20 protein-coding genes are annotated in these 19,160 nt (G+C 68.2%); 9 read left to right on the top strand and 11 right to left on the bottom strand.

Features of this window, described 5'->3' with window-relative positions; translation table 11 throughout:
* Window positions 1-82 precede the first annotated feature (82 nt).
* Window positions 83-544, bottom strand: a complete 462-nt coding sequence (locus H610_RS0104010; RefSeq protein ID WP_028238486.1) for an outer membrane lipoprotein — start codon at window positions 542-544, stop codon at window positions 83-85.
* Window positions 545-693: 149 nt separating this feature from the next.
* Here H610_RS0104010 and H610_RS0104005 point away from each other — a divergent pair, with 149 nt between their 5' ends.
* Window positions 694-954 carry a hypothetical protein gene (locus H610_RS0104005; protein WP_028238485.1) on the top strand — a complete coding sequence of 87 codons (261 nt, stop codon included), beginning with the start codon at window positions 694-696 and terminating at the stop codon, window positions 952-954.
* A 5-nt stretch (window positions 955-959) separates the two neighbouring features.
* Here H610_RS0104005 and pdxH read toward each other — a convergent pair whose 3' ends face one another.
* From pdxH to dinG, 4 genes are all read right to left on the bottom strand, one after another.
* Window positions 960-1,607, bottom strand: coding sequence for a pyridoxamine 5'-phosphate oxidase (pdxH, locus tag H610_RS0104000; RefSeq protein WP_028238484.1), 648 nt, complete (start codon window positions 1,605-1,607; stop codon window positions 960-962).
* Window positions 1,608-2,141: 534 nt separating this feature from the next.
* Complete coding sequence (locus H610_RS0103995; protein ID WP_028238483.1) at window positions 2,142-2,765, bottom strand: OmpA family protein; 624 nt, start codon at window positions 2,763-2,765, stop codon at window positions 2,142-2,144.
* 142 nt (window positions 2,766-2,907) lie between these two features.
* A complete protein-coding gene (locus tag H610_RS0103990) occupies window positions 2,908-4,056 on the bottom strand; it encodes an EstA family serine hydrolase (RefSeq protein ID WP_028238482.1) in 1,149 nt (382 codons plus the stop codon).
* Window positions 4,057-4,161: 105 nt separating this feature from the next.
* A complete protein-coding gene (gene dinG, locus H610_RS0103985) occupies window positions 4,162-6,306 on the bottom strand; it encodes an ATP-dependent DNA helicase DinG (protein ID WP_028238481.1) in 2,145 nt (714 codons plus the stop codon).
* Between the two features lie 86 nt (window positions 6,307-6,392).
* On the opposite strand from dinG, the gene H610_RS0103980 reads away from it, so the two are divergent.
* Window positions 6,393-6,857: a CopD family protein gene (locus H610_RS0103980; protein ID WP_028238480.1), complete on the top strand. Its 465-nt coding sequence runs from the start codon at window positions 6,393-6,395 to the stop codon at window positions 6,855-6,857.
* A gap of 55 nt (window positions 6,858-6,912) precedes the next feature.
* On the opposite strand, the gene H610_RS0103975 is transcribed toward H610_RS0103980, so the two are convergent.
* On the bottom strand, window positions 6,913-7,524 hold the full coding sequence (locus H610_RS0103975; protein WP_028238479.1) for an OmpA family protein: 612 nt from the start codon (window positions 7,522-7,524) through the stop codon (window positions 6,913-6,915).
* Between the two features lie 168 nt (window positions 7,525-7,692).
* Between H610_RS0103975 and H610_RS0103970 the strand changes: the two genes are divergently transcribed.
* Entirely contained in the window at window positions 7,693-8,190 is a 498-nt protein-coding gene (locus H610_RS0103970) for a DUF6231 family protein (RefSeq protein ID WP_028238478.1), read from the top strand.
* 4 nt (window positions 8,191-8,194) lie between these two features.
* Window positions 8,195-8,683 carry a YchJ family protein gene (locus tag H610_RS0103965; protein WP_028238477.1) on the top strand — a complete coding sequence of 163 codons (489 nt, stop codon included), beginning with the start codon at window positions 8,195-8,197 and terminating at the stop codon, window positions 8,681-8,683.
* 200 nt (window positions 8,684-8,883) lie between these two features.
* Here the strand turns inward: H610_RS0103965 and fpr are convergent, their stop codons facing one another.
* Window positions 8,884-9,660 (bottom strand): ferredoxin-NADP reductase, encoded by a 777-nt coding sequence (gene fpr, locus H610_RS0103960; protein WP_028238476.1) that lies wholly within the window; start codon window positions 9,658-9,660, stop codon window positions 8,884-8,886.
* 119 nt (window positions 9,661-9,779) lie between these two features.
* On the opposite strand from fpr, the gene H610_RS0103955 reads away from it, so the two are divergent.
* Window positions 9,780-10,706: a LysR family transcriptional regulator gene (locus tag H610_RS0103955; RefSeq protein ID WP_028238475.1), complete on the top strand. Its 927-nt coding sequence runs from the start codon at window positions 9,780-9,782 to the stop codon at window positions 10,704-10,706.
* A 9-nt stretch (window positions 10,707-10,715) separates the two neighbouring features.
* Here H610_RS0103955 and erdR read toward each other — a convergent pair whose 3' ends face one another.
* Window positions 10,716-11,366: a response regulator transcription factor ErdR gene (gene erdR, locus H610_RS0103950; protein WP_028238474.1), complete on the bottom strand. Its 651-nt coding sequence runs from the start codon at window positions 11,364-11,366 to the stop codon at window positions 10,716-10,718.
* 232 nt (window positions 11,367-11,598) lie between these two features.
* On the opposite strand from erdR, the gene H610_RS0103945 reads away from it, so the two are divergent.
* Window positions 11,599-12,543 carry a DMT family transporter gene (locus H610_RS0103945; RefSeq protein ID WP_028238473.1) on the top strand — a complete coding sequence of 315 codons (945 nt, stop codon included), beginning with the start codon at window positions 11,599-11,601 and terminating at the stop codon, window positions 12,541-12,543.
* On the opposite strand, the gene H610_RS0103940 is transcribed toward H610_RS0103945, so the two are convergent.
* Window positions 12,534-13,253, bottom strand: a complete 720-nt coding sequence (locus H610_RS0103940; RefSeq protein WP_028238472.1) for a tRNA-uridine aminocarboxypropyltransferase — start codon at window positions 13,251-13,253, stop codon at window positions 12,534-12,536. The two genes, H610_RS0103945 and H610_RS0103940, sit on opposite strands and share 10 nt — an antisense overlap.
* A gap of 133 nt (window positions 13,254-13,386) precedes the next feature.
* Between H610_RS0103940 and H610_RS0103935 the strand changes: the two genes are divergently transcribed.
* Window positions 13,387-13,782: a PA3611 family quorum-sensing-regulated virulence factor gene (locus H610_RS0103935; protein ID WP_028238471.1), complete on the top strand. Its 396-nt coding sequence runs from the start codon at window positions 13,387-13,389 to the stop codon at window positions 13,780-13,782.
* Window positions 13,783-13,792: 10 nt separating this feature from the next.
* Here H610_RS0103935 and H610_RS0103930 read toward each other — a convergent pair whose 3' ends face one another.
* Window positions 13,793-16,195: a phosphoketolase family protein gene (locus H610_RS0103930; RefSeq protein WP_028238470.1), complete on the bottom strand. Its 2,403-nt coding sequence runs from the start codon at window positions 16,193-16,195 to the stop codon at window positions 13,793-13,795.
* 130 nt (window positions 16,196-16,325) lie between these two features.
* On the opposite strand from H610_RS0103930, the gene H610_RS0103925 reads away from it, so the two are divergent.
* Both H610_RS0103925 and H610_RS0103920 read left to right on the top strand, forming a co-directional pair.
* Complete coding sequence (locus tag H610_RS0103925; protein ID WP_028238469.1) at window positions 16,326-17,726, top strand: MBL fold metallo-hydrolase RNA specificity domain-containing protein; 1,401 nt, start codon at window positions 16,326-16,328, stop codon at window positions 17,724-17,726.
* 102 nt (window positions 17,727-17,828) lie between these two features.
* Window positions 17,829-18,902 (top strand): LOG family protein, encoded by a 1,074-nt coding sequence (locus H610_RS0103920; protein WP_028238468.1) that lies wholly within the window; start codon window positions 17,829-17,831, stop codon window positions 18,900-18,902.
* Between the two features lie 71 nt (window positions 18,903-18,973).
* Here the strand turns inward: H610_RS0103920 and H610_RS25900 are convergent.
* Window positions 18,974-19,160, bottom strand: a 187-nt coding sequence (locus tag H610_RS25900) for a hypothetical protein (protein WP_236614266.1), incomplete at its 5' end; no start/stop codon positions are given.

The following is a 19,160-nucleotide window of genomic DNA, read 5'->3' as shown; positions in this document are numbered from 1 at the left end:
TTTTGAAAAACAAAAGCATGGCTCGCTGCCAGCAGCCGCGAGCCATGCCTTCTACAAGGGCCGGGGAGGGAAAACGAGCACGTCAGGGGGCGACGCGGCTGGTACCGTTGACCGTCAGAATGCGGACCCGTTGTCCGACCCGGAACACCTGGTTGGGTTCGACTTCCTGGACGTAGGCGCGGATGTTGCCGTCGTCCTCGCGGACGGTCACCTCGACGCCCTGCGCCCGGGTGACACCCTCTTCGGCCGCGGCACCGAGCATGCCGCCGGCCACCGCACCGATGACGGCTGCCACCGCGCTGCCGCGCCCGCCCCCGACACCGCTGCCCGCAATGCCGCCGACCACGGCCCCGGCGCCAGTGCCGATCGGGGTCTTGGTGCCTTCGATCTTCACCGGACGCAGCGACTCGATGGTGCCGTAGCGCACCGTCTGGACGGCGCGCGCCTCGTCCCTCGAATAGGTGTCGCCGGTCAGGTTGGATGCGCAGCCGGCGGCCGTCAGCGCGACAACGGCAATCGGCATCAGTAGAAGAGATTTGCGCATTGCGGTTTCCCTCGAAAACTTGAGGCCCGGGAGGGCCTGAGGCAGTTGAACGCGGCGACCTGACGCTTGGCAGCTGCCGCGGGCTGGTTCAGCATTCGCATGCCGATTCCGCTTCCCACTTTACGCGAGCCGTTCGCACAGGGCACCCCATGGACTATTTCATCGTCGTCGTCACCACGCTGGCGGGCCTGGCGTTCCACGCCTGGCTGTTCGTCCGCTTCCGGCGCTGGGCGGACCGTGACCTGGCCCTGTCCATGGCCAGCAACGATGCTGGCAAGCGGACCTGGATGCTCGAACGGCTGGCCGAGGCCCGCGCCCAACGCGTGCCCCGCCGCCAACTGCCCGCCTGGCTGGAGCAACGGGCCAGCGAATATCCGTCCGCCGAACAGAGCATGGGCGAGACGAACTGAGCGGCTCAGGGCGCCAGCCGCTCGCGCAGCCAGCAGTCACCCTGCCAGCGAAAGTTGAGCCGATCGTGCAGACGACTGGAGCGTCCCTGCCAGAACTCCATGCGCTCGGGCAGCAGCCGATAGCCGCCCCAGTGCGGCGGACAGTGCGGCGGCTCGCCCTGGAAGCGCCTCTCGGTGTCTGCCAGCAGTTGCTCGAGTTCGGCGCGGTCGCGAATCGGACGGCTCTGCGGAGACGCCCAGGCCCCCAGCCGGCTGCCCAACGGGCGCACCTGGTAGTAGGCCTCGGACTCGGCCGCGCTGACACGTTCGACACGCCCCTCGATGCGCACCTGGCGCTCCAGGCCGGGCCAGAAGAAGGTCATGGCCGCGAACGGACAGGCCTGCAGCTGCTCGCCCTTGGCGCTCTGGTAGTTGCTGAAGAAGGTGAAGCCTCGCTCGTCCAGCCCCTTGAGCAGCAGCACCCTGCAATGCGGTCGCCCCTGGGCGTCGACCGTGGCCAGGGTCATCGCGTTCGGCTCCACCGGCGGCCGCTCGGTCTCGACCGCCTCGTCGAACCAGCGCCGGAACAGCGCGAAGGGCTCGTCGGGCGCGTTGCTCTCGCTGAGCCCGTCACGGGTGTAATCACGGCGCATATCGGCCAGGGTCTGGGTCATCGCACTCCTCCTCCTGTGGCTGGACCAGCAGCATATAGAGTGGCGCGCGGCATGGCTTGACTCAACGCAAGCCTGGTTGTCCGGCGGACGGCAGCGAGCGGACCCGAACCTGAAGCGCAATGCCGCGAAGAATCCTGTGGGAGCGGGCTTGACCGCGAATAACGACAGCGCGCAATGGCATGCTCGCTCGCCTCAGGTTCCTTGGCGGGAGCGATACCGGCACGGTATGTGGTGTTTGTCGGGAAACGGGCCCGAGCGCTTCGCCCCGGCCGGTGATAGTGCGCCATTCGCGCAGGCTCGCGGCTACCGTGATGCCGTGCGCCGAATCCGTTCGCGACCAAGGTCGCTCCTACGTCCGGTATCGCTGCCGTTCTGCTGGTACGCCGTCGGTTGGGGTGGGCTTCAGCCCACCCCAAATGCCGGAAGGGCAACCAGCGGCAAACGACCGAGCCGTCCTCCTCCGGCGCCCAACCCTCGTCACCCTCAGCCCCGAGGGCGACAAGCCTCTCGCTTGGGGCCGGATATCCGCAGAAACTACTTCTCGACCTTCGCCGTGGCGACCTGGACAGCCGCGGGCTGGCTGTACTGCAGAGCCAGCGTCTGCAGGGTGACCTGGGGCGCCAGCACCATCTCGACCCGGCGATTCTTCGCCCGCCCCTGCTTGGAGTCGTTGTCGGCACGCGGCATGTCCGAGCCCAGGCCGCGGATCAGCAGGCGGTCCTGCTTGAGCCCGCTGAGCCGGAAGATCGCCGCGACGGCGCCGGCGCGCTCGCGGCTGAGGGTACGGTTGGCCTCGACTTCGCCGCTGCTGTCGGCATGTCCGAGCACCACCACCGCCGTGGCAGCGTCGCCCTCGACCAGCTTGGCGACGCGAGTGATCGGCCCGAGGGTGACCGGCAGCAGCATGCCGGGACGATCGGGATTGAAGGAGGCATCCACCGGCGCGGTGACGACGAGCATGCTGTCGCGTCGCTCCACTTCGAAGGCGCTGCCCTCGAGTGCGGTGCGCAGCCGCGACTCGTAACTGTCCAGCCAGGCCGGATCGACCGTCGCGGCAGCCGGCGCCGCGGGGGCTTCGGCCAGGGTCTTGTCTTCATGGGTGCTGCAGCCTGATACGGTCATGCAGAGAATCAGGGTGACGCTCTTGAGCAGCTTCATGTGCAGTGGTGTCCGTCAGGTCGTTTGTTCGGAGCGGGTGGCAAGATTCGGCCATTAACGTGCCGAACCTTAGTTACAGTCTCAAATTCTGGACGCAAGCCCTTAATACGCAAAGCATTGCCCATCGAAAACGACGAGCGGTTCACCCCACACAGCGTGCCACCGTTCGGGCGAGCAACTGAGCCCGCGGGTCCATCAGCACATAGGGGCCGAGCGTGTTGGTGACAAAACCGAACGCCACCTCCCGTTCCGGGTCGGCAAAACCAATGCAGCCGCCGGCGCCCGGGTGCCCGAAGGTCAGCGGTCCCATGCCGAAGGTGGCATTGGCCACATCCGGCTGGTCCCGCCAGCAACCGAGCGCGAAACGCGTCGAGGTCAGCAGCGTGCGGTCGACACCGATGCAGTGCTCGCGGGTCATCTCGTCGAGCAGGGCATCGTCCAGCAGCCGCCCCTGCAACAGCCCGTTGTAGAAGCCGGCCAGGGAGCGCGCGTTGCCGTGCCCGTTGGCCGCCGGCTGCGCCATGCGCCGCCATTCGGGCTTGTTGCCACTGCTGAGAATCGACGGCGGATTGCCGAACGCCAGCGCCGTCATCGACCGCGGATCGCCGGTCATGGCCTGGAACAGCCGCCTGGCCGCATCATCCCCGAAATTGTTCTTCATGCGTGTGAGGTACCCCACACGCTCGAACTCGCTATCGGCCAGCCCCAGGTGAAAATCGAGCCCCAGCGGACGAGCGGTGCGCTCGACGATGGCGGCCCCGGGCTCGCGGCCGTCGACCCGGCGGATGAGCTCGCCGACCAGCCAGCCGTAAGTGATGGCCGCATAGCCATGCGCCTCCCCGGGCGTCCACCAGGGCGCCTCCGCGGCCAGCGCGGCGGTCATCCTGTCCCAGTCGTAGAGCGCTTCGGGTGGCAGCGCAGTGCGGATGGCCGGCAGCCCGGCCTGATGGCTGAGGAGCTGACGCAGGGTGATTCCGCCCTTGCCGTTGGCGGCGAACTCCGGCCACACCCGGGCGACCGGCGCATCCAGCTCCAGCTTGCCGGCCTCGACCAGCTGCAGCGCGGCGACCGCGGCGAAGGTCTTGGTGCAGGAGAACAGGTTGACCAGCGTGTCGGCATGCCAGGGCTGCTGCTCGTCGTTGTCGGCCATCCCGGCCCACAGGTCGACGACCGTCTCCCCGCCGACCTGCACGCAGACCGCGGCGCCGCGCTGCCGGCCCTCGGCGAACAGGCCGGCGAAGGCCTCCCTGACCGCTTCGAAACGAAGATCGAAATATCCCTGGATCTGCACTGCTACCGCCTCTGTCGTCGAACGAAAGGGCCGCATTGTTTCAATTGCGCAGGGACAAGGGAACAGCCACGTGCAGGCCGGCTGCCGTCGCGCAGGCGAACCCGCTCAGTCGATGACGCGGCGGAAAGGCGGCAGCGCGTTGAGGATGGCCTTGCCATAGCGCTGGGTCACCACGCGCCGGTCCAGCAGCGTGATGGTGCCGCGGTCCTGCTCGGTGCGCAGCAGGCGCCCGCAGGCCTGGATCAGCCGCAGCGAGGCGTCCGGTACGGCGATTTCCATGAACGGGTTGCCCCCGCGCGCCTCGATCCATTCGGCCAGCGCCGCCTCCACCGGATCGTCCGGCACGGCGAACGGAATCTTGGCGATCACCACGTGCTCGCAATAGGCGCCGGGCAGATCCACGCCCTCGGCGAAGCTGGCCAGGCCAAACAGCACGCTCGGCTCGCCCTCGTCGACCCGCGCCTTGTGCCTGTTCAGCGTCTCCTGCTTGGACAGGTTGCCCTGGATCAGCACGCGTCGCCGCCATTCCCGGTCGAGCCCGTCGAACACGTCCTGCATCTGCCGCCGCGAGGAGAACAGCACCAGGGTCCCGCGCGTGCCCTCCACCAGCGCCGGCAGCTCGCGGACGATCGCCGCGGTGTGTCCGGCGGCGTCGCGCGGATCGGCGCGCAGGTCCGGCACCCGCAGCAGGCCGGCGTCGGCATGGTGGAAGGGGCTGGGCACCACCGCGGTCACCGCGGCCTTGGGCAGCCCGGCGCGCATGCGGAAACGGTCGAAGGTATTCAGCGCGGTGAGGGTCGCCGAGGTCACCAGGGCGCCATAGGCGACGTTCCACAGGCTGCGCCGCAGCGTCTCGGCGGCGAGGATGGGGCTGGCGTTGACCTCGATGTCGTACAGCGCCCCGCTTTCGGCGAGCGTCAGCCAGCGCGCCATGGGCGGGCTGTCCTCCGGGTCCTCGACGGTGAAGGCGGTCCACAGCTCCCAGTTCGCCTGTGCCCTGGACAGCAGGCTGCCGAACAGCGGGTACCATTCCTCGGCCTGATGGCTGGCGATGCCGACGCCGGCCTCGCCATCCATGGCCTGCTTGAGCAGTTCGGCGAGGCGGGTGAACAGGTCGGTGAGCTTGGCGAAGCCCTTCTTCAATTCCACGCCGAGATCGCGCAGGTGCTCGGGCACCACGCCGCCGACGAACCGGTGGCGAGGGCGCTCGCGCCCCTCCATGTCCTCGCCGGCGCGGAAGTCGGCGAGCTGCTCGCAGGCGGTGAACATGAACTGCTGCTGCGTACGCAGCTCGCGCGCGAGCTCCGGAACGGCCTCGACGAGCCGGCCGAGTTCGCCCGGCAGCGGATGCTGGGCCAGCAGCTTGGTGAGATTCTTCTCCGTCTGGCCGAGCCAGTCGGCGGTCGAGCGCAGCCGGGTGAAATGGGCGAAATGACCGATGGCCTTGTCCGGCAGGTGATGCCCTTCGTCGAACACGTAGAGGGTTTCACGCGGATCGGGCAGCACCGCGCCGCCGCCGAGCGCGAGGTCGGCCAGCACCATGTCGTGGTTGGTGACGATCACGTCGACCTTAGTCATGCCCTCGCGGGCGCGGTAGAAGGCGCACTGCTGGAAGTTCGGGCAGTGCCGGTTGGTGCACTGGCTGTGGTCGATGGTCAGGCGCGCCCAGTCGGCATCCTCGACCGCTTCCGGCCAGCTGTCGCGGTCGCCGTCCCAGCGGTTGCCGGCCAGCTTCTCGATCATCCGGGTGAACAGCTTCTGGCTGGCCTCGTCGACCTCCAGGCGAAAGCCCTCCTCCTCGAACAGCTGGGCGGTGGCGTTCTGCGCCTCGCCTTCCTGCAACAGCATGTCCAGGCGCGACAGGCACAGGTAGCGGCCGCGTCCTTTGGCCAGGGCGAAGCTGAAGTTCAGCCCGCTGTTGCGGATCAGGTCGGGCAGGTCCTTGTGCACGATCTGCTCCTGCAGGGCCACGGTCGCGGTGGCGATCACCAGCCGCTTGCCGGCCGCCTTGGCCGCCGGAATCGCCGCCAGGCTGTAGGCGACCGTCTTGCCGGTGCCGGTTCCGGCCTCCACCGCCACCACTGCCGGCTCGCCTTCGCGGTGCCCTTCGTCGTTGGGCTTGATCGAGCCGAGCACCTTGGCCACTTCGGCGATCATCAGCCGCTGGCCATAGCGGGGCTTGAGCCCCTTGGCCTCGAGAAAGCGGGAATAGGCGCCCTGGATCTGGGACTTGAGTTCGGTGCTGAGCATGGGCGCGTGGCTGTATAAATTTTCAGTAGTATCGCGGGCGGCTATGATAGCGCGCGTTTTCCCCACCGCCACCCGGAGTTTCCCAGATGACGATCTATGCCCTGCCCTACACCCTGCATGTACTGGCCGCCCTGCTCTGGGTCGGCGGCATGTTCTTCGCCTGGATGGTGCTGCGACCGGTGGCCGCCGGCACGCTGCAGGCGCCGGAACGTCTGCGCCTGTGGGTTGCGGTGTTCCAGCGCTTCTTCGTCTGGGTGTGGGTCGCGGTGATCGTGCTGCCGGTGACCGGCATGGGCATGCTGCACATGCACTTCGGCGGCTTCGCCTCGGCGCCGCGCTATGTCCACGTCATGGCCGGGCTGTACCTGGTGATGCTGGCGCTGTTCCTGCGCGTGCGGCTGCTGAACCTGCCGCAGCTGGCGCGCCATACCGCGGCCGAACTGTGGAGCGAGGCCGCGGCCGATCTCGCCGGGATACGCCGGCTGGTCGGTTTCAACCTGCTGACCGGGCTGGTGGTGGTGGCGATCGCCGCCGCCCGCCTGCATTTCTGAGCGCCCATGAAAAAGCCGGGCGCTCGGGCCCGGCTTCTCGGGGTTTCCGCTTGCCTCAACGTTGCGGAGTGGCTTCCACCTCGGCCTCGACGCGGCGGTTCAGTTGGCGACCAGCATCGGTGGAGTTGTCGGCGATCGGGCGCGACTCGCCATAGCCGACCGCGCGAACGCGGCTGCTCTCGATGCCATGCTGGTTGACCATCACGTCGCGAACCGCGCTGGCGCGACGCTCGGACAGGCGCTGGTTGTAGGCATCGGTGCCGATGGAGTCGGTGTGCCCTTCGACCGTGGTGCTGGTCTCCGGATACTGCTTCATGAAGTCGGTGACGTTCTGGATTTCCGCGTAGCTTTCCTCGCGGACCCGGGCGCTGTCGAAGTCGAACAGCACGTCCAGTTCCACGCGCACCGGCTCGGCGGCCGGTTCGGGCTCCTGGACGGGCGTCACGGCGACCGGTTCTTCGGCCACGGCGACGGTTTCCATCTGCTCCTCGGTGCCGTTGGCCCAGCAGTAGGCCGCGCCGACGCCGGCGCCGATCAGCGCGCCATAGCCGGTGTAGGTCGAGCTTTCTATCGCGCCGAGCGCGGCGCCGGTCACGCCGCCGACGGCGGCGCAGGTCGGCCAGTCTTGTTTCTGCACGCCAGCGCATCCTGCGAGGATGCCGGTCATGGCAATCAGGGGTACTGCTGTCCGTAAAGCACTCATTGGTTTAAACCTCCTGGTTGGGATCGGTCAGAACCGCCACTTCGTAACGCCAGACGCCGGCTCTGGGTACATCGGGGGCTAGGCCGTCGGGCCGCTCCACGCTAGTCTCAAGACCTCTGCGAGGATCATCGATTGACTGACACCATCTCATCACGCTCGCCCCAGCAGGCCCTGGCGGCCCTGCTCGAGCAATACGCCCCGAGCCGGGTGCTCTGTGTCGGCCGGAGCGAGCTGCCTGCGCTCGATGCCTTCGCCGGGGCCCATCCCGACAGTCACCTGGACCGTACGGAAACCGTGCCCCTCCCCGCCGACCTGGCCGGCCAACGCTACGACCTGGCCCTGGTGGCGGATTGCCTTGAGCATCTCCCCAAACGAGACGGCCTGCAACTGCTGGGCGGCATACGCAACCTCAATGCCAACCGCATGGCCGTGCTCGTCGATCTGGATGCCGCCAACTGGCGACACACGGACCTCTACGCCTTGGCCCTGCAGGCCAGTGAGCGTTTCCAGCGTGAAGATCAGACGCTGACCCTCTTCACCTACGACCTGTTGCAATACAAGCAGGTTCCGGACTGGTTGAACGCCAAGTTCTGGGCCAATCCGCATCTTTACGGCAAATACTGGTGGTAAGCCCATGAGCGCCTCCGCGATTCCGGAGTCCGTCAACTGCCCCTGCGGCAGCGGCGACAGCCTCGCCGCCTGCTGTGGACACTACCATGCGGGCACTCCTGCGCCGAGCGCCGAGACGCTCATGCGCTCGCGCTACAGCGCCTATGTGCTGGGGCTGATCGACTACCTCGCGGCCACCACGCTGCCGGCGCAGCAGGCCCGCCTCGACCTCGAGGCCATGCGGCACTGGAGCCACGCCAGCACCTGGCTGGGGCTGGAGGTCGAGCAGAGCCTGGTGCTCGGCGGCAAGCCGGAGCATGCCCTGGTGACCTTCGTCGCGCGCTGGCACGACGGCACCGGCGAACACGCCCACCGCGAGCGCTCGGCCTTCGTCCAGCATGACGACCGCTGGTATTTCATCGACCCGAGCGTGCCGCTGGATGCCGGGCGCAACGACCCGTGCCCCTGCGGCAGCGGGGCGAAGTTCAAGAAGTGCTGTGCGCCCTTTCTCTGAGCCATGCGCGGGCATGCCAAGGATTGGCGTAGATTGGGCTGAGTCGCGTGAGACGAAGCCCAACGATGCCCAGCCAGCCTCTTGCGATGGCACGATTCTTCGCGCGTTGGGCTTCGCAGCGCGAAGCCCAACCTACGTCAGGCGAAAAACAAAAGGCCGTGCAATGCACGGCCTTTGATCGATGCTCGCAAGCGACCTGGTCACTTCTCGACGAAGGCACGCTCGATCAGGTAATCCCCCGGCTCGCCCATGCGCGGCGAGATCTTCAGGCCGAAGCCGTCCAGCACTTCGCTGGTCTCGTCGAGCATGCTCGGGCTGCCGCAGATCATCGCGCGGTCGTCCTGCGGGTTGATCGGCGGCAGGCCGATGTCGGTGAACAGCTTGCCGCTGCGCATCAGGTCGGTCAGGCGGCCCTGATTGCGGAACGGCTCGCGGGTGACGGTCGGGTAGTAGATGAGCTTTTCCTTCACCGCATCGCCGAAGAATTCGTTCTGCGGCAGCAGCTCGGTGATGAAGTGCTCGTAGGCGACTTCGCTGACGTAGCGCACGCCGTGGATCAGCACCACCTTCTCGAAGCGCTCGTAGGTTTCCGGGTCCTGGATGACGCTCATGAAGGGCGCCAGGCCGGTGCCGGTGCTCAGCAGGTAGAGGTGCTTGCCGGGCAGCAGGTCGCTGAGGATCAGCGTACCGGTGGGCTTGCGGCTGACCATGATCTGGTCGCCTTCGCGCAGGTGCTGCAGGCGCGAGGTCAGCGGGCCGTTCGGCACCTTGATGCTGAAGAATTCGAGGTGCTCCTCCCAGTTCGGGCTGGCGATGGAATAGGCGCGCATCAGCGGCCGACCCTCGGTCTCGAGACCGATCATGACGAATTGGCCGTTCTCGAACCGCAGGCCGGGATTGCGGGTGGTCTTGAAGCTGAACAGGGTGTCGTTCCAGTGATGGACGCTCAGAACCCGCTCGACATTCAGGTTGCTCATGCTCGTCTCGTTCCTCTAATGATTCGTGCCGATTCGCAGGCAGCGTGGCGCACAGTTTATAGTGGCGCCAATTATCTGTTAATCAGATTATTGAGATATCCAAAATCGGTTATATCGATATGCACTTTACGCTCAGACAACTGCAGGTCTTCGTCGCCATCGCCCAGCACGAAAGCGTCTCCCGCGCGGCGGAATACCTGTCGCTGTCGCAATCGGCGGCCAGCACCTCGCTCGCCGAACTGGAGCGGCAATCCAGCTGCCGCCTGTTCGACCGCGCGGGCAAGCGTTTGAGCCTCAACGCGCTCGGCCGGCAACTGCTGCCCCAGGCCGTCGCCCTGCTCGACCAGGCGCGCGAGATCGAGGACCTGCTCAACGGCCGCACCGGTTTCGGCTCGCTGGACGTAGGCGCCACCCTGACCATCGGCAACTACCTGGCCACGCTGCTGATCGGCAGCTTCATGCAGCGGCATCCCGAATGCCGGGTGAAGCTGCACGTGCATAACACCGCGACCATCGTGCATCAGGTCGCCCAGCACGAAATTGACCTGGGTCTGATCGAGGGCGATTGCAACCATCCGGACATCGAGGTGCACCCCTGGGTCGAGGACGAGCTGGTGGTGTTCTGCGCCCCCGGCCACCCGCTCGCCACCGAGGGCGACGTGGGCATCGAACGGCTCGGCCGGGAAGCCTGGATTCTCCGCGAGCAGGGTTCGGGCACGCGCCTGACCTTCGACCGCGCCATGCGTCACCACACCAGCCTGCTCAACGTGCGCCTGGAACTCGAGCATACCGAGGCGATCAAGCGCGCGGTGGAGTCGGGGCTCGGCATCGGCTGCATCTCGCGCCTGGCGCTGCGCGACGCCTTCCGCCGCGGCAGCCTGGTGCCGGTGCAGACGCCCGGGCTGGACCTGATGCGGCAGTTCTATTTCATCTGGCACCGGCTGAAGTACCAGACGCCGGCCATGCGCGAGTTCATCGACGGCTGCCGCGCCTTCACCGCTGGCGTGCGCCGCAGCGACGAGATCGTGTTGCCGCCGATCGCCTGAGCGGCCCGGTCAGGCCCCGGGAATCGCTTCCATCTGCTGCAGCAGCAGCGCCGCCTGGGTCCGGGTACGCACCCCGAGCTTGCGGAAGATGGCGGTCACGTGTGCCTTGACGGTCGCCTCGGAGACGTTCAGCTCGTAGGCGATCTGCTTGTTCAGCAGGCCGTCGCAGACCATGGTCAGCACGCGGAACTGCTGCGGCGTGAGGCTGGACAGGCCGGCGCTGACCGCCTTCGTCTCATCGTTCAGGCCCGCGTCGGCATCGGTGCTGGTCGGCCACCAGACGTCGCCGTCGAGCACCGCGCGCACGGCAGCCTGTATGGTTTCCAGCGAACTGGACTTGGGAATGAAGCCGCTGGCGCCGAACTCCCGGGCACGGGCCACCACCGCGGCCTCTTCCTGGGCGGAGATCATCATCACCGGCAGGTGCGGATACTGCCCGCGCAGCGAGACCAGGCCGGAAAAGCCATGGGCGCCGGGCATGTTCAGATCGAGAAGGACCAGGTCCCAGGCATCGCTGCCTTCGAGACAGGCCTGCAGTTCACCGATGCTGGCGGCTTCCACCAGCCGCACGTCCGGGCCGAGCCCAAGGGTCAGGGCCTGCTGCAGGGCGCTGCGAAACAGAGGATGGTCGTCGGCGATGAGGATTTCGTATGCGGCCATGGCAATTCCCTTTCTTGTTATGAGCGCTCGGCTGTTGCCGGGCACACCCTAGGGCCTGCCCAACGATCTCTGCAGGCGCCTGCGCGCCCGAGGCTGAAACCGCAATCCCGCGCCGTTCCGCCATCCGACGAGAAAGAAGGAGAGCGGCGCAAGCATGCCGAGGCTGGAATGAGTGGTCAAGCCATTCGCTTTGCGGCAAAGTCTGCGCCCCTTTTCGACTGCGAGCGCCGCCATGCGAAGCCAGGCCCTGCGTGCCGATCTGCTGATGCTGATCACCGCCATGATCTGGGGCTCGGGTTTCGTCGCCCAGCGGGTGGGCATGGATGACATCGGCCCGTTCCTCTTCACCGGCCTGCGTTTCACCCTCGGCGCGCTGGCCCTGCTGCCGCTGCTGCTCTGGCAGAGCCGCGGCGGCGCCCGGACCGAGCCCTTCCTGCAACGCGGCCTGCTGGTCGGCGGCGTGCTGATGGGCGTGGCGCTGACGCTCGGCATCAACCTGCAGCAGGTCGGCCTGCTGTTCACCAGCGTGACCAACTCGGGCTTCATCACCGGGCTCTACGTGATCGTGGTGCCGCTGCTCGGCCTGTGCATCGGCCAGCGCACCGGCGCCGGCACCTGGCTGGGCTGCGCCCTGGCGGTGGCCGGCATGGCGCTGCTGAGCATCGGCGACGGCTTCCAGGTGGCGCCAGGCGACTGGATCCAGCTGGTCGGCGCGGTGGTCTGGGGCCTGCACGTGCTGCTGGTGGGCGTGTTCGTCAGCCGGCACGATGCCATCCGGCTGGCCTTCCTGCAGTTCGTCACCTGCGCGATCGCCAGCCTGCTGATCGCCCTGGCGCTGGAAGAAATCCACCTGGAGGCGATCCTGCGCGCCGGCCCGTCGCTGATCTACGGCGGCGTGTTCGCGGTCGGCGTCGGCTACACCCTGCAGGTGGTCGCCCAGCGCCATGCGATCGCCTCGCACGCGGCGATCATCCTCTCGCTGGAGGCGGTGTTCGCGGCGATCGCCGGAGCCCTCTTCCTCGACGAGAGCCTGAGCCTGCGCGGCTACCTCGGCTGCGGGCTGATGTTCGCCGGCATGCTCGCCGCCCAGCTGTGGCCGAAGACGCATCCGCAGCCGATCAGCCCGGACCCGGCCAACCTGCCGCTGGCCGACGGGCGGGCGCCGGCTCAGCACTGAGCGCGAAAGCCGGCGAGGCGGAGGTGCGCGGCGTCCTGCAGGTCCGGCACGCGATGGGTCTTGGCGGCGAGGTAGTGGTCGGAAAAGACGTCCAGCCAGGCATCCAGCGCCGCGCTCGCCCGATGATCGCCGGCCTGTTCGAGGCACAGCGCGGCCACTTCCGCCGTGCACAGGTGGTCGCCACGCTTCGAGCGTCGCAGGCGGTAGCGCGACAATGCCTCGGGCGACAGGCTGAGCACCGGCAGCCGGTCCAGGTAGGGACTCTTGCGGAACATCTTGCGCGCCTCGGTCCAGGTGGCGTCGAGCAGCACGAACAGCGGCCGGCGGCCGGGCTCGACGGCCACCGCCTCGACCACCCGCTCGGCGCCGGCATACTCGCCCGGAAACACCAGGTACGGCTGCCACTGCGGATCGGCCAGCAGCGCCAGCAGCCCGGCGTCCACCGCCGTGCGGCTCCAGCCGAACGCCCGGGTGTCCGGCACCACGTCAGCGATCAGCCAGCCGGTATTGCTCGGCTTCAGCGGCTCGATGTCGTGCATCAGCAGGCAGACTCCGGCCTGGGCCGTCACCTGCGGCTGCCAGGCGCACAGGCAGTGGCTGGCCGCTACACGGCAGCGCAGGCAGCGAAGGGTGCGCGAACCGCGCGCGTGGAAGGGCTTGAGGCTGCGGGCCAGGCGCTCGTCGCGCAGACGGGCTACGGCATGGGACATGGATCGGCAACGGTCGACGGAGGGCCGGCCAGTCTAGCAGCGCGCCGCCCCTGTGCCGAACGCGCAGCGCGGCCGGACTGAACCGCACAGGGGCCGATGGGTCGAACGCGCCATACCCTGTCAGGAGAAATGCATGATCCGTCGGACCCTCCTGCTGGCCGCCTGCCTGGCCAGCACTGCCCTGCAGGCGCAGACGCTCAAGGATTACGAGCTGGGCCAGCTGCTCGAGCGCGTCGCCCGCGAAAGCAGCGTCGGCACGCCGCGAGCGATCAACGAGAACCTGCTCGACCGCGGCTACACCGTCGACGGCAACGTCCTGGTCAACCATATCGCCGTGCAGCCGCGGCAGGCGGCGATGATGCGCGACAACCCCGACGTGGTGCGCCGCCAGCTCGCCGAAAGCGTCTGCGCCAACCAAGGCTTTCGCCAGCTGATGGCGCGTGGCGCGACCCTGCGCTACGAATTCAGCGAGTACCAGTCCGAGCAGCCGATCACCAGCGAGCGCTTCGCGGCGAACGACTGCCAGTGACGCCGGCGCCTCAGCGCAGCACCGTAGGATCCCCCTTGCCGGCCACCGCCGCCGCTTCCGCCGGCGTCAGCAGGGCCGTGCGCGGCAGCCCCAGCAGGCGCGCGCAGGCCGCCAGCACGTTGGCCCAGGTCGAGCGGTTGGCGAACTGCATCCCGGCCACGTCCAGGGTGCCGCCGCGATTGCGATAACCGAGCACGGCGGTGGCATTGATATCCGGCAGGATCGGCCACAGATGTCCGCGCGCCACCTCGGGGCGCATGTGGGTGAGCAGCACGCGCTTGTGGAAGCGGTCGGGGAACAGCTCCGCCACCCGCTCCGGTTCGGCCAGCGACTGGCGCTCCCAGTCGTCGCGCGGCGAACGGAACCGTCCCGGCTCCTGCAGATAGACCAGCCGATAGGCGCAGCCCGCGCTGCGCAGGCGCTCGGCCGCCCGACGCATCTCGCCCAGCTGGTAGCTGCCGTTGGCGATCAGCAGCAACGCGCCCCGACCCGCGGCTTCCTCGACCAGGATCGCGCCGTCGCGCGCCAGCCGCTCGGCCTGTTCCCGGTCGAACACCGCCGGGCGCTCGCGCTTGGGCGCCACCACGCAGGACAGCACGCCGCGGCGCTGGTAGATCGACGGCAGCAGCGCCAGCAGGCTGTTGTGGTCGGCCGGGAACAGCACCCGCGAGACGTCGCTCATCTCGCCCAGCAGCGCCTCGCAGAAGGTAGTGTCCTGGTGCGACTGCTGGTTCTTGCCGTTCTCCCAGGTGTGCGAGGTGGCGATCAGCGGCCAGCCCAGCCAGCCGGCGGGCCGCCCCGCCTCCTTCTGCTGGCGGGCGAAGATCAGCGTCTGGCGTACCGCACCGAGCATCTTCACGCAGAAGGCCTCGTAGCTGGCGACCAGGTTGAGCCCGCCCTGGTTGGCCAGGCAGGCGGACACCACCGCCTCCTCGTTGAGCGCGGTGATGATCTTGCCGTCCACCGCCTCGAGCTCGCTTTCCGGCTCCACCACCCGGTGCCGCAGCGCCCTGAGCACGCCGCCGAGGCGATTGCTGGCCAGCTCGTCCGGATTGCCGACGCGCGGCCGCAACTGCGGGTTGGCGGCGGTCAGCTCGACGAAAAAGCGATCGACCGCCGCCATCGGCGAACAGGCCTCGTCGCGGTAGTGCAGCGCCGGCAGCACCGGTTCGGCAGGGCGCCGGTCGGCCAGCGGATTGTCCCGTTCCAGCGGGCGGCCCTGGCGGTGGTTGTTCAGCCGCGCGCAGGCTTCGGCGAGCGTCTCGGCGGGGACGAACAGGCGCGCGGCATGCTCGTTGAACAGCGCCCGCGCCTCGGCATCGCGGCGCGGATTGCCGGGCAGCGGCAGGTTGTGCGCGGCGTTGCTGCCGGCGCCGTAGAAACCGAAGCCCTTGGTAGTCTCGGCGACCACGTAGGGGATCGGCAAGGGGTAATGGAGAATCCCCCGGGCCTTGTCCTCGATCCGGTGCGCCAGCCGCTGCTCCATGTCCCACAAGGCGCAGACGAAGGCGGCGGGGTCGCGGCCGTCGATGGCGATGGGGTCGAATCCGCAGCGCGCCAGGTGCTGGCGAAAGCCTTCCAGCCCTTCGTGGGTGCCGAGCTGGGTGCGCTGCTCGATGCGCCGGCCGTTGGCGATCATCACCGGCAGGGCGATCCCGCAGTCCTCCGCGCGCCACCAGCGCGGAATCCAGTCGCTGCCACGCTGCTCTTCGGCGGCGCCGTCGGACAGGAAGGCCACCAGCGTTTCGCCCGGCAACGGCATGTGCGCGTATTGCAGCTCGGCGAAACCGAGGTAGCCGCCCTCGGCCAGCCCGCCGGCGGTGTGCGGGTTGACGTGACTGCCTAGCGGCGCCGCCGGGCGCCCGGCGCCATCCTGCTCGTAGCTGTAGAAGTCCTGCAGCAGCCGCTCCAGCCCGGCCTGCCCTTCGGCGTAGCGCCGCTGTTCCTCGTGGAGGTTGCCGGTCAGCACGTTCAGCGCCTCGATCGCCGCCACGCAGTGCCCCTGTCCCATCAGCCAGCCGCGGGTCTGGCCGGTGAGCGCGTTGAGGGCGAGGTAGCCGGCATAGGCCGGCACCATGTTCAGCGCCCCGCCGGTGTGGCCCTCGGGCTCGTCCTTGAAATCTTCCGCCTCGAGCGGTCCGCCATCCGGATGCAGGCGCCGAGCATAGGTCATGTGCACCACCAGACGCAGGCCCGCGCAGCTCAGCCGGTCGAGCGCCTGGAGCGTCAGGTAGACCTCGTCGAGCGAGGGCTGCAGACCGGCCTGCACCAGCTGGTGGGCCATCCGGTAGACCGCCGCGCGGGTCTCGTCGGTGTGCTGGAAGGGGCCGTAGCCGGCCTGCCAGGCGGCGAAGGCGGGCGAGGCCGCGGCGTGTGCGTCGAGTTCGGCGCGGCTGGGCAGTAGCTGAGTCATCGGGCGCTCCGGGCAGGATGTGGGCTCGCGACTAGTCTAGTTGCCCCAGCCCGACCGCAAGCTGACCCATATCAAGCCCGCCCCGGAGGGTCTGCGGCATGCTGGACGCAGTCCACACAAGGAACCTGGCATGGCCTCCCTCTGCTTTCTCGGCGCCGTTCAGCAAGTGACCGGCTCCTGCCACCTTCTCGAAACCGACACGGGCGTCCGTGTGCTCCTGGACTGCGGCCTCTACCAGGGCCGCCGTGCCGATGCCGAGCACAACCGCGCGGCGTTCGCCTTCGATCCGAAGACACTCGATGCCGTGGTGCTGTCGCACGCCCACCTCGACCACAGCGGGTTACTCCCGCGGCTGGTGGCCGCCGGCTTCCGCGGGCGGATCCATGTCACCGATGCCACCTCCGAACTGCTGAGCCTGATCCTGCTGGACGCGGCGCACCTGCAGGAAAAGGATGCCGAGTGGGAGAACAGGTGGCGCGCGCGCATCGGCAAACCGCCGATCCAGCCGCTGTACACCCGCGCCGACACCGAACGCATGCTCGAACGGCGTAGCCCGCATGCCTACGGCGTGACCTTCGAGGCGGCGCCGGGCGTGCGCGTGACCTTCCACGACGCCGGGCACATCCTCGGTTCGGCGATCGTCGCGGTGCAGGTCGGCGACGGCGCCGGCAGCCGTCGCCTGGTGTTCTCCGGCGACCTGGGCAACGAGAACTCGCCGCTGATGCGGCCGCCAGCCATCATCGAAGAGGCGGACACGCTGCTGCTCGAATCCACCTACGGCGACCGCGACCACCGCGATCAGCAGGCGACCATCGAAGAACTGGCGGACGTGCTGGCGCAGGCCGACCGCGAGGGCGGCAACGTGCTGATTCCCTCCTTCGCCGTGGGCCGCACGCAGGACCTGATCTATCACCTTGGGCGGCTCTACCGGGCCGGCCGGGTGCCACAGCAGGCGGTGTTCCTCGACAGCCCCATGGCGATCGGCGCCAACGCCATCTACTCGCGCTTCTACCAGCAGCTCGACCCGGTCGACCTGGCCGCGCTCAAGGGCAGCAAGCCGCACGTCGAGGCCTGGCTGCCGATCCTGCGCACCACGCCGACACCGGAGGAATCCATGGCGATCAACCGCTTCAAGAGCGGCGTGATCATCATCGCCGGCAGCGGCATGTGCACCGGCGGACGCATCCTGCACCACTTCAAGCACAACCTCTGGCGCCGTGAATGTCATCTGGTGATCGCCGGCTTCCAGGCCAGCGGCACGCTCGGCCGGGCGATCGTCGACGGTGCCCGCAGCGTCAAGCTGCTGCACCAGCGCATCGCGGTGAAAGCCCGGGTGCACACGCTCGGCGGCTTCTCCGCGCATGCCGGGCAGAGCCAGTTGATCGACTGGGTCGCGAATTTCCACGTGCCGCCCGCGCTCTACCTGGTGCACGGAGAACGTGAAAAGATGGTCGCCCTGCAAGAGGCCCTGCAGCGACGTCTCGGCCTCGCGACGAACATTCCGGAACCCGGCCAGCGCATCGAACTCTGAGCTAGCCCGGCCGCCATGCCGCCGGCCCGACGGACGTCAAGCCTCGACCCGTCGCCCCACGGGCCCGGCGCTCAGTCAAAGCGGCCGCACAAGGAGAAGCCGATGCCGTTCGAACCGGACGAGTACCTGTCACGCCATTTCAAGACCAGCGGCGCGGACCTGTCGCGCAAGCTCGACGAACTCGTCGCCCTGGTCGCGCCGGATGACAGCCCCAACCTGCCGCTGTACCGGGAAATGCTGCTCACGGTGATCCGCATGGCACAGGCCGACCGCAGCCGCTGGGACGCCAAGATCATGCTGCAGACGATGCGCGAGATGGAGTCCGCCTTCAGCCGCCTGGAGCCCTTCAAGCGGCGGCGCAAGGTCACCGTGTTCGGCTCCGCCCGAACGCCCATCGAGCACCCGCTGTACGCCCAGGCTCGGCAGCTCGGCGAGACCCTGGCGCGCTACGACATGATGGTGATCACCGGCGCCGGCGGCGGCATCATGGCCGCGGCCCACGAAGGCGCCGGGCTGGACAACAGCATCGGGCTCAACATCACGCTGCCCTTCGAGCAGCACGCGAACCCGACCGTCGACGGCAGCGACCACCTGCTGTCCTTCCACTTCTTCTTCGTACGCAAACTGTTCTTCATCAAGGAGGCCGATGCCCTGGTGCTCTGCCCCGGCGGCTTCGGCACGCTGGACGAGACCATGGAGGTGCTGACGCTCATCCAGACCGGCAAGAGCCCACTGGTGCCGGTGGTGCTGATGGACCAGCCCGGCGGCAGCTACTGGGCCGAGGCCTTGACGTTCGTGCGCCACCAGCTGCAGGAGAACCGCTACATCCTGCCTACCGACCTGCGGCTGATTCGCCTGGTCGACAGTGCCGAGGCGGCCGCCGAGGAAATCGCCACCTTCTACGGCAACTACCACTCCAGCCGCTGGCTCAAGGACCTGTTCGCCATCCGCATGAACCGACGCCTGACCGAAGGAGCGCTCGCGGCCCTGGACGAGCGGTTCGCCGACCTCTGCCTGCAAGATGGATTCCGGCAGGTGGCGGGAGCCGACGCCGAGCAGGACGAGCCCGAGCTCCAGACCCTGCCGCGCCTGATCTTCATGTTCAACGGACGCGACCATGGCCGCCTGCGGGAGCTGGTCGATTTCATCAACCTGCCGCAGAACTGGGCGCAGTAATGCCGGAGTGTGGCAGCTACGAGATGACTAAGGCGTCGCCGGGTGTCTCGTTCGTTGGGGCCTCGCTGCGCTCACCCCACTTCCACAACCGCCTTCTTTGCGTGGGAGCGGTGCATGGGCTTGGGCTCGGGCTTGGGCTTGGGCTTGGGCTTGGCCGGCGATGTCGCCGCGAGGGCGCGCCTCCCACAGGTCCGGTGCAGCACCGCTTGCTTTTGTGGGAGGCCCGACCTCGGGGCGATGCTCTTGTGGGTCTCGACC

The organism is Stutzerimonas azotifigens DSM 17556 (genome assembly GCF_000425625.1).
Taxonomy (GTDB): Bacteria; Pseudomonadota; Gammaproteobacteria; order Pseudomonadales; family Pseudomonadaceae; genus Stutzerimonas; species Stutzerimonas azotifigens.
This window is presented reverse-complemented; position numbering and strand designations above follow the sequence as displayed.